This is a genomic window from Streptococcus sp. 2018037 (genome assembly GCF_019754195.1).
Taxonomy (GTDB): domain Bacteria; phylum Bacillota; class Bacilli; order Lactobacillales; family Streptococcaceae; genus Streptococcus; species Streptococcus hashimotonensis.
In genome coordinates this window covers 49,971-59,033 of the sequence record NZ_JAIJZQ010000012.1, presented here as the reverse complement: position 1 = coordinate 59,033, position 9,063 = coordinate 49,971, and the positions used below count along the sequence as shown (strand labels likewise).

Sequence of the window (9,063 nt, the reverse complement as noted above, 5' to 3'; positions counted from 1 at the left end):
ATCCACAAACTGACTAATCAGACGAGCCTCATGCGTTGCAGGTAAGTCCCAAGCAATATTTAATTCCAAACTTAACTGATTTGTGTTATACTGTTTATACATTTTCATGCCTTTCTAGTTGTTTTGTCGTTATTATAATTATAAAGCATGAAATGGAAAACGAGCAACTCCTAATTGGAATTGCTCGTTTTTTTATATGTGAGCGGCTAGTTTTTGCCCAGCCTCTCTTCTACCGTTCAATAATGCGATAATAGGTTCGGCTGGTCCACTTGTAAATGACAAAGTAGATCAAGACAACTGCAAGCAATGTAATACCACTAACCGTGTAAATCATGCTAGAAGAAACCACACCGAACACCATCAACATTTGTTTGAGCATGACCAGGGCGACGACAAAGTGCAAGGTCGCCATAGCCAGTGGCATAAAGAAGACCAAGAGTGTTTGAGAGTTGATGGTTTTCTTGACAGCCTGCTGGCTCATCCCCACTTCCTGTAAAATCTTGTAGGATTTCTTGTCCTCATGCCCTTCCGAATACTGCTTGTAGTAGATAATCAAGGCAGCACCCAGCAAGAAACTAATGCCCAACAAGAAGCCTGTGAAGAGGAATCCACCTGTAAAGCCCATGATCATATTATTGAAGTCTGTTTTTTGCATGACGTAACCAAAAGATTCTCCACTAGCATCGCTGATATTGTAGGCATCACCTGCCTGTTCACCGACTTTCGCTAGTTCCTCATTGGTCATGTCGGTAAAGACACGGTAGTCCAGACTAACCTGATAGCCTTGCGGATTATTTGACTCATAGTAACTGCGAATGGTTTCCAAGACACTATCATCACTGACCACCATGACGGCAGCATTGAGCGTATTGGTGATGTCTGGGAAAATAGCTGTATCAAGATTGGCTACGTTCTCAAAGCTACTATCACCCAAAGTGACTTTCTCTAGCAAAGGCTTTTCACTCGGACGCATAAAGGCAACTTGATTGGCAGCCAGTTCTGGCAAGTCATTGCCCAACTTTCTGAAATCTTCTTGGGTGATGAAGTAGGTAAAGGCCATCTTACTAAAGTCTGGATTGGCAATGGTTTCTGGATTGATGACAATCTCACTTCCACCATCATAGACCAGACCAGCTTGGTAGGTCAGATAGGTCAGGTTATCTTCCGCTTTTTCTGGAAAATGGCTGAGCACCGATTGCCGATAGACCATTTCACCCTGACTCCTATCCGCAACGTGATAGGTAATAGATGTTTCCTTTGGATAAAGTCCACTGGTCATATTTGCCATGCCTGTATAGAGGGAAGTCGTTGTCGCAATGGTGACAAAGGCCATGACCGCAAGTAGCGTGATATTGGCCAAGCCTGTTGCGTGCTGTTTCATCCGAAAAATCATCTGCGATGTAGTAATAAAATGCTCTGGCGTGTAGAAATAGCGTTTGTTTTTCCGCCGAGCCTTCAAATACCAAGTCATAAAGCTGATGTAGAACAAGTAGGTCCCCGCAATGACAAAGAGCACAGCGATAAAGAAACGATAGATAACAGCCAGACCTGCCGATTGAGACGAAAGTGACAGGTAGTATCCAACACCTAGGCTAAGGACAGCAAGTGCTGCCAAGAGGAGATTCCCACGTGGCTCCTTCTCACCCTTTTCACTAGCTCGGAACAAAATCAGCGGACTGGTCTTGCCAATAGTCCGAATGGCCAGTAATTCCAAGATGAAGAAGATGCCTGCAAAGAGAAAGGCAGTCATGGCAAATGCCAGAGGTGAAATACTAAAGTGTAAGTCACTATAATTGGTCAGATTCACAAAAATCAAGTAGAGAACATTGGCAAATACACCTGCTAATGCAGATCCCAGCAAAATGACCAAAAGGAAGATGAAAAACAACTCAATGCTGGCAACCAAGGCCACCTTCTTCTTGTTCATCCCCAGCATATTGTAGAGACCGAACTCTCTAGTCCGTTGTTGCATGAGGAAATTAAAGCTATATATTTCCATAATCAGCGAGAAAATGGTCAATACAACGACACCCAGCCCGATAGACACGGCACCTGTTCCCATGGTTTTCATGACTGGACTGAGCATGAGCAAGAACATAGAACAAATCAAGGTAAAGAGGACCAGACTGGCTAAAACAAAAGGAGCAAACACACCCATGGATTTTCGGATATTTTGTCCAGCAAGTTTGAGGTAAAACATCTACTCACCCCCTAAAAGTGCAGACATATTGAGCGAAATTTCCTTGGCAAAGTCCTGATTGCTCTTACCTGCCTTGTATAACTGATGGAAAATCCGACCATCTTTGATAAAGAGAACGCGTTTGGCATGGCTGGCTGCGTTGGCTGAGTGGGTCACCATGAGAATGGTTTGTCCATCTAAGTTGATGTCTTCAAACAAATTCAGCAAGTCTTCCGAATTGCGGTAATCTAGGGCAGCTGTCGGTTCGTCCGCTAGGACAATTTGTGGCTGGGTAATCAAACTACGGGCAATGGCCACGCGCTGCTTTTGTCCACCAGACAGTTCAAAAGGACGTTTTTTCAGCAAATCTTGAATCCGCAGTTTTGGTGCTAAAACCTTCAACCGTTTTTCCATTTCCTCATGGCTGGTACGGGCCAATACCAGAGGTAAAAAGATATTGTCTTGGATGGACAAGGTATCCAAGAGATTAAAATCTTGGAAGACAAAACCTAGGTTACGCAAACGGAAATCTGCCAGCTTGCTTTCCTTGATTTTCGTAATATCCTGATTGTTTAAGATAACAGAGCCCCTCGTCGGCTTATCCAGGGTTGCTAGAATGTTGAGCAAAGTCGTCTTACCAGAACCACTTTCCCCCATGATAGCGATAAACTCGCCCTCTTCTACCTTAAAATCCACATCTTGCAAGGCACGAGTTTCCTCTTTTGAAAAGCGCGTGCGGTAAACTTTTTCTAAATGATTGATTTCTAATAACATACAAACTCCTAATTGTTTTCTTTGGATAAATCAACTGTATCAAGTAATGCTTGATAGTCGATTCGGTCTGATTCAGCAATATTATCTTCTAAATCCACCTTATAATAACCATCCTGGACACCGATGGCCCATTCCTTGCCAGTAGTTATAAAGAGATTATTCAAGGACACTGTTTTTTTCACTAAACCCTCTTCTTTGACAACAGGCCATTCCATAAACTTAACTTCTGTTCCTCGAATACTATCTTTGGCAACTTCCTGTTTGCTAACGGCATAGTCTTTTCCCTTGTAATGGAAAGTTTGATAGCCCTCATCAAAGCTAAGGCCTGCTGAAGAAGAAGAACAAGCGGTTAGCATTATACTGCCCAAAGCTAGCAAGCCAAATACTTTCTTTTTCATAGTTTCCTCCCTCTAGTATGCCATAAATCTTATACTTTGCAAATCATGGGCGAGCTCTTCTAAGAATAAGGCTTGTTCCAAGAGTTCAGCTTTCTTTTTTTCTGAGAATACCTTTTCTTCCATTTTCTTGGCTTGTAAAAATTTGAATGACATGTATTTTCCTTCTTTCTCTTTCTTATGAGTCTATTATAGAAAATATTCTATCTGCCTTCTCTTACAATTCTGACCTAAAAACTTACAAGATTGTAAGGTTAGATAAAATAGGCAATGGTTGCCAGTAGCCACAAGTGTAGCGGATAGAAAATGTAAAAGAAATAGCGTGAAAATGCTGTGCGGGGCCCTGCTTGTCCATTATAAAGACTAAGAATTGGCAAGACCAAGATAAATAACCAGTCAGCATTGTAGAGCATCATCTGAACGGTCACCTCAATAGTTTCATAAGGTTGATAGGACAAAAATAGTAACAATAGGGCCAATATTCCATAAGCGATGTTACGTTTAACTAATGATTTGCGTCCCATATATGTAATGAGGATGAAGGGCAAGACCACCGAACCCCCTTCTGTGAACAAAGCTCCTAAGATTGTCAATAAACCTGCCAGCACGACCTGAACGATTTGTTGCTTTCTACTATGTTCAGCAAAATTTCTAAGACAAACCAGTAAAGTTAATCCGACTGCTAGGGTCATAAAGATATTGTTGCTCATGTCAATCTCTTTTGACTGGTAAAAATTGTTTAGCAGAGTATTGCCAAGAGCCATGATTCCTGCTGCCCCATACAGCCGTAACAAATAGGCTTCGACATTACTCGTATGAAGATAGCCTTCAACCAACATGTAGGCAAAGAAAACTGCGACACAGCGAGTCATCATGTGAAAGACCAAGCCAAGTTGATTTGGGATAAAACCTGGAATGATATCCAGATGATCCAGAACCATCAAGCCAGCCATAGCCAGTTTCAGTTGATAAGCATTGTAAGTTTTCAAAATAATCTCCTCCTAATACATCCAGTTGCGGTGCAACAATTCATGTTCCAGTTCAAATAAAAATTCAGCTTGTTTTTCTTGCTCTTCTAAATGGTTGCTTTCTTGTGATTTATCAAACATTTGCTTGGCTTGTAAAAATTTGAATGACATGTGTTTTCCTTCTTTCTATTTCTTATGAGTCTATTATAGAAAATATTCCTCCTGCACTCTCTTACAGTTCTGATTAAAAAACTTACAGCTTTGTAAGGAAAGAAAAAAAGACACCATTTCTGGCGTCTTTCAATCTATTCTAGTTTGTCTCCCCAATAAAGGCAATCATGTTGTCTAATTCTTCCTTGCTTTCCGTCACAAGGAGATAAGCATCATTCCCTTGTAGCTCTGCAAAGGCATCTGGCATGCGTTTGACGGTTTTAATCTTACCAGCAAATTTCTGATGAATGTCATCTGCTGAATGAACATATTCGGTCGTATCTCGGCGAGTTGCTACCAAGCAGTATTGAGGCTCAAATCGACGTTCCTCAACTGTTCCACCTGTCACTACATTGGCATAATCACAGAAAAGGTCAATCGAATGCGCATAGTTGTAAGCTTCTACAGTGAAGCCACCTGCCATACGATTGTTGTATTCAATCGCGATGTAATCTTTGCCGTTCTTGAAAAATTCAATATGGAAGAAACGCTCTTTCATACCAAAAGCTTTGATAATCGCGCGACCATATTTTACTAGCTTTGGATCCAGTTCTTTCTCGATGAAGTAAGCATTGTCCTTTCTAGACAACATCAGTTCCAGCGGAGTGTGAACATAGGTCAAACCTGTTTCGAAAGCAACATTTCCCTTGCTGTCCACCAATCCATCATAGGTTGTAATAATGCTTGAATTGACAAATTTCTCAAAGAAATAAGCTGTTTGACCATCCCAGGCTTCTTTAAAGGTTTCCAAGTCAGCTTTCTTTGTGAGTTTAAAGGTACCTGATGCTCCAACACCATTGTCAGGCTTGGCAATCATTGGGAAGCCAATTGTCTTAACAGCCTTATCAATGTCTTTCTCCGATTTGACGACCATACCTGGCACAACAGGAACACCTGCTTTTGTAAAGTATTTCTTCATTTCAGACTTGAATTTTGTCTTTTTAAGATTGCTTGGCTTAGCTCCAAAAATATTAAATTGTTCACGGAGTGCGGCATCATTTTCCAACCAGTGCTCGTTGTGTGATTCCACTCGGTCGATTGGACCATGCTTGTAAATAAGAAAGGCTGTTGCACGCTTGACTTCATCCAAGTTTTCAAGGTTTTCAACTCGAAAATACTCTGTAAGAGCATTTCGCAGTTCTTCAGGGAGCTGATCATAAGGCTCTTGTCCAATACCAAGAACTGTAACACCTTCTTTTTTTGCCAATTCAATAGTAAATGGCTGGAAATTTTCAGGATAAAAAGGGGAAATGACGAGATAATTCATAAAAGGTCCTTTCTAGCTTATAATCCAATCGAGTGAAGGAAAAATGGCATTTGTTTTCTCCACCATACCCAGTCATGGGCTACATCTGTACCCCATGTATCAAACCAAGCAGGAATATTTTTTTCTTCAAATGCACGTTTTAGGTTGTAGAATGAATCCAGACCATCTTGTTCCCAATCGCCTAGACCGGTACATACAATAATGTCCGCTTGGCGGTATTTATCAATAAACCAGCCATCATGTTGATTCCAAATATAGTCTGCTGGAGAGTTTTGATAAACAACTTCATCATTTCCATAATCTTGATGATGATTGAAATATCGTGCATCGTAAATCCCAGAAAGTGCAATGACTTTTGTAAAAACATCTGGATGTTGTAAGAAGAAATTCAGTGCATGATAAGCTCCCATTGAGCAACCTGTTGCCATCATACCATCAAACCAGCCAGTTTTATGTTTAATAAATGGAATCGCTTCTTCAATCACATAGCGTTCATAGGCACGGTGAGCCTCTGCCTTATCATGAATGGACTTCCAATCGGCCAACCAACTTTCATTATCAAAGCTGGTAAGGGTGAAAAATTGTACATGACCTGCTTCGATAGACCCGCGGCAAGCTTCAATCATACCAAAATCAGCATATTCATTATAAGAACCGCCAGATGAGGCAAAGACAACAACAGGAATCCCTGCGTGACCATAACGATTTAGATTCATTTCTCGGCCAAGATTTCCAGACCAATGACTTAAAAATTCAACGTGCATAGTAAAGCCTCCTATTTAAATATTTTTGTTTTATGACCAATGTTCGCTTAGGAATCGTAGGCAAGCTGGCAAATAGAGCGCCCAAGCCTCCTCATTGTGAACAGCTCCCGAAACGACTTCTAAGGTTATGTTGTCCAATTTAACACCGCCAGCAATCAACTGACGATAATAGCTTAAAGACGAATTAATATAGGCTTGTTTGATATTGCCAGCCATCAGCGTTTTATCTGTATCATCTGCTTCCTCTGTCCCAACATAGATGTAGACACGTTGATCTGAGTCTAATTGTTGACGTTCAATATAACGGTCGAAAGCATCTTGATGAAGCCAGTTGGCAGATGAAAAGACACCCAGACAGCCAATCTGGTTCTGATAAGCCAATCCCATAAACTGGGTGATATTGCCTCCCAACGATGAGCCAATCATTGCAGTGTGAACTTTATCAGATTTTGTCCGGTATTCTTGATCAATAAATGGTTTGACGACATCCATCACAAATTCGGCATACAAGGTTCCCTTACCACCGAACTGCACCCCAGGAATCCCCATCTCACTAAACTTCCATGCAGCGTATTCATGCATGCGATCAGCACCATCATTATCAATAGCCACTACGATCATTTTTGCAATGTCTGGATTACGCTTAATAGTTGGGATGACTTTCCATGAATGACCTGAAAAAGCTTCCTTACTGTAGAGTACATTCTGCCCATCGTGGAAATAGACAACGGGATAGGTCTCTTCTGTATTTTCAGCATATCCTTTCGGCAATAAAACACGGACTCGACGTTTTCTTCCTGTAAATGGTACATCTAATTCATGAGTTCTCATGTCCAAATAAAAGTAAGACTTATTCATATCTATCTCTTCCTTACGTATTTTAAGTATTATATCATAGTTTTTCTGGAATATTCAGAAAATTTAGTCATTTATTTGCAATTTTCGGTTTTTCCGAACATAGTTAGTTAATGTCACAGAATTTTCTCATACATTTGGCGGTAATAATCCAATTCTTTTTCTTCTTGTTGTGTGATGTCTTCAAAAATATCTAGCAAAATGGTACCTTTATCTCGTTTCCAGGTTGCCATAAATCGTCCTTTATAAAATACAACAGGTTTGACAATACCCGTCAAAGTATAGATATTACGGATGTATTTAGGATTAAAAAAGGGATTAGCTTTCTTTTCATAACCTAGCAAAAGTTGGTCAAATCCTGCAACGAAGAGGCAGTCAGGCAGTTCTGCTTCTTCTAATTCTCCAAGATAAAAGCGTTCTTCTCCTGCTACTTCAAGAGTTTTCAGATCTAATTGCTTCATCCATTTTAGGACCGTAGATTTATTTTCCTTGAAATAGTAACGGGCATCAGCTAGGCTGACAGGTCCAAAACCTGAAAAATACCGTCAAGCGATTTCCAGCTCTGCTTTTTCCCGAGAAAGTGGCTGAAAGTCTGTCAGACGATGAAAACGCTTGGCACCGTATTCTTGATAGACTTCTCCACGCTCGACCATGTAGCGAAAGAGGCCACCCCAGGCGTTAAAGACCAGCTTCTCCTCTTCTTGTGTCATCTTTTCCCCGCGGCAAAGGACCTTGAGATCCTCACGGATCATGGGACCTTGTTCAAGGGCTTCTAAAATCAGATGGTGATATTTCTGCTTGGTCTGAGGACTAAACCCGTCCCGTCCTTCTGTCTTTAAGTATTCGGTGCTGGCTAGCCGCCCCTCGTGGATATAGAGGGGAATTTCCGACTTGAGATAGGCATGGACCGTTCGCCGAATGGACCACTGGCGTGTCAGCTCCTCCTGCCAGCTTCCCTCATGGAAATCCTCCGCTGTCATACGGTTGTGAAATCCAATATGAACATAGGGCTGAAACTGAGCCTGCAAACCGTTGAGATTTTGGCAGATTTGCTGGACAGATTGGGGTTTCAGCAGACCTTGTTTCTGCAGAATAATTCCCTTCCAAGTATCGTGGTGCATCGTATTTCTCCTCCGCTTTTCTAATCCCAGTATAACACAAAAGACACCCGAAGGTGTCTGGGGATAGGTGATATCCTTAGCAAGTCAAAAATTATGACCAAGAAATTTTTTCAAATCCAGTAATGGTTGTGCCAGAAAAGTCTGGTCACTTTCCATTTCAAATTTCATCAGCGAAAAGTCATAAGAGTATTCTTGATAAACCCCTTTTAGTTGCAACTTTCCGCCTTTTAGCATGCTAATGTCAAATTGCAATTCATCATCAAACTGAGGTTTATAACCAGCCTGTCCTGATAAACTGCCATGCATCAAGTACAAATCTTTAAAAAGCTTTTCTAGCAAAGCGGTTGAAAGATAAACTTTAGCTTTATTAATTTGAAAAACTCCAACGGATACATAAAGACTGGCTTCAATGGAGATTCCCCCGTCAGAAGAGGAGCCCATTGATAAGGGGCATCCCTCTAAGGAAAAATAATCTCCATTATGCCCTTCTAACATGAAAATCGTTTCTTCCATTACGGCAACTTTCTATA

10 protein-coding genes and 1 pseudogene are annotated in these 9,063 nt (G+C 41.1%); all 11 read right to left on the bottom strand.

Annotated elements, in window-relative coordinates:
* Nucleotides 1-229: 229 nt before the first annotated feature.
* The 11 genes and pseudogenes from K5Q29_RS06085 to K5Q29_RS06035 all read right to left on the bottom strand — a co-directional run bounded on the left by K5Q29_RS06085 (nucleotide 230) and on the right by K5Q29_RS06035 (nucleotide 9,046).
* Complete coding sequence (locus K5Q29_RS06085) at nucleotides 230-2,200, bottom strand: FtsX-like permease family protein (protein ID WP_105139036.1); 1,971 nt, start codon at nucleotides 2,198-2,200, stop codon at nucleotides 230-232.
* Nucleotides 2,201-2,953 carry an ABC transporter ATP-binding protein gene (locus K5Q29_RS06080; protein ID WP_024407069.1) on the bottom strand — a complete coding sequence of 251 codons (753 nt, stop codon included), beginning with the start codon at nucleotides 2,951-2,953 and terminating at the stop codon, nucleotides 2,201-2,203.
* A gap of 8 nt (nucleotides 2,954-2,961) precedes the next feature.
* A complete protein-coding gene (locus tag K5Q29_RS06075) occupies nucleotides 2,962-3,351 on the bottom strand; it encodes a NisI/SpaI family lantibiotic immunity lipoprotein (RefSeq protein ID WP_105139035.1) in 390 nt (129 codons plus the stop codon).
* Nucleotides 3,352-3,363: 12 nt separating this feature from the next.
* A complete protein-coding gene (locus tag K5Q29_RS06070) occupies nucleotides 3,364-3,504 on the bottom strand; it encodes a hypothetical protein (protein ID WP_105139034.1) in 141 nt (46 codons plus the stop codon).
* A gap of 98 nt (nucleotides 3,505-3,602) precedes the next feature.
* Complete coding sequence (locus tag K5Q29_RS06065; RefSeq protein ID WP_105139033.1) at nucleotides 3,603-4,337, bottom strand: TraX family protein; 735 nt, start codon at nucleotides 4,335-4,337, stop codon at nucleotides 3,603-3,605.
* A 12-nt stretch (nucleotides 4,338-4,349) separates the two neighbouring features.
* Nucleotides 4,350-4,487: a hypothetical protein gene (locus K5Q29_RS06060; RefSeq protein ID WP_162841163.1), complete on the bottom strand. Its 138-nt coding sequence runs from the start codon at nucleotides 4,485-4,487 to the stop codon at nucleotides 4,350-4,352.
* A 139-nt stretch (nucleotides 4,488-4,626) separates the two neighbouring features.
* On the bottom strand, nucleotides 4,627-5,793 hold the full coding sequence (locus K5Q29_RS06055) for an acetyl-CoA carboxylase biotin carboxylase subunit family protein (protein WP_105139032.1): 1,167 nt from the start codon (nucleotides 5,791-5,793) through the stop codon (nucleotides 4,627-4,629).
* 17 nt (nucleotides 5,794-5,810) lie between these two features.
* A complete protein-coding gene (locus K5Q29_RS06050; RefSeq protein ID WP_044755142.1) occupies nucleotides 5,811-6,557 on the bottom strand; it encodes an esterase family protein in 747 nt (248 codons plus the stop codon).
* A 30-nt stretch (nucleotides 6,558-6,587) separates the two neighbouring features.
* Nucleotides 6,588-7,415 (bottom strand): alpha/beta hydrolase, encoded by an 828-nt coding sequence (locus tag K5Q29_RS06045; protein WP_024385230.1) that lies wholly within the window; start codon nucleotides 7,413-7,415, stop codon nucleotides 6,588-6,590.
* Between the two features lie 113 nt (nucleotides 7,416-7,528).
* Nucleotides 7,529-8,392, bottom strand: a pseudogene (locus K5Q29_RS10905) (DNA glycosylase AlkZ-like family protein).
* Nucleotides 8,393-8,617: 225 nt separating this feature from the next.
* Nucleotides 8,618-9,046 carry a hypothetical protein gene (locus K5Q29_RS06035; protein ID WP_172699612.1) on the bottom strand — a complete coding sequence of 143 codons (429 nt, stop codon included), beginning with the start codon at nucleotides 9,044-9,046 and terminating at the stop codon, nucleotides 8,618-8,620.
* Nucleotides 9,047-9,063 lie beyond the last annotated feature (17 nt).

What these genes read in the sequence shown, in the direction of transcription:
- K5Q29_RS06085 (WP_105139036.1), bottom strand. Translation starts at nt 2,200, where the DNA reads ATGTTTTACCTCAAACTTGCTGGACAAAATATCCGAAAATCCATGGGT.
- K5Q29_RS06080 (WP_024407069.1), bottom strand. Translation starts at nt 2,953, where the DNA reads ATGTTATTAGAAATCAATCATTTAGAAAAAGTTTACCGCACGCGCTTT.
- K5Q29_RS06075 (WP_105139035.1), bottom strand. Translation starts at nt 3,351, where the DNA reads ATGAAAAAGAAAGTATTTGGCTTGCTAGCTTTGGGCAGTATAATGCTA.
- K5Q29_RS06070 (WP_105139034.1), bottom strand. Translation starts at nt 3,504, where the DNA reads ATGTCATTCAAATTTTTACAAGCCAAGAAAATGGAAGAAAAGGTATTC.
- K5Q29_RS06060 (WP_162841163.1), bottom strand. Translation starts at nt 4,487, where the DNA reads ATGTCATTCAAATTTTTACAAGCCAAGCAAATGTTTGATAAATCACAA.
- K5Q29_RS06055 (WP_105139032.1), bottom strand. Translation starts at nt 5,793, where the DNA reads ATGAATTATCTCGTCATTTCCCCTTTTTATCCTGAAAATTTCCAGCCA.
- K5Q29_RS06050 (WP_044755142.1), bottom strand. Translation starts at nt 6,557, where the DNA reads ATGCACGTTGAATTTTTAAGTCATTGGTCTGGAAATCTTGGCCGAGAA.
- K5Q29_RS06045 (WP_024385230.1), bottom strand. Translation starts at nt 7,415, where the DNA reads ATGAATAAGTCTTACTTTTATTTGGACATGAGAACTCATGAATTAGAT.
- K5Q29_RS06035 (WP_172699612.1), bottom strand. Translation starts at nt 9,046, where the DNA reads ATGGAAGAAACGATTTTCATGTTAGAAGGGCATAATGGAGATTATTTT.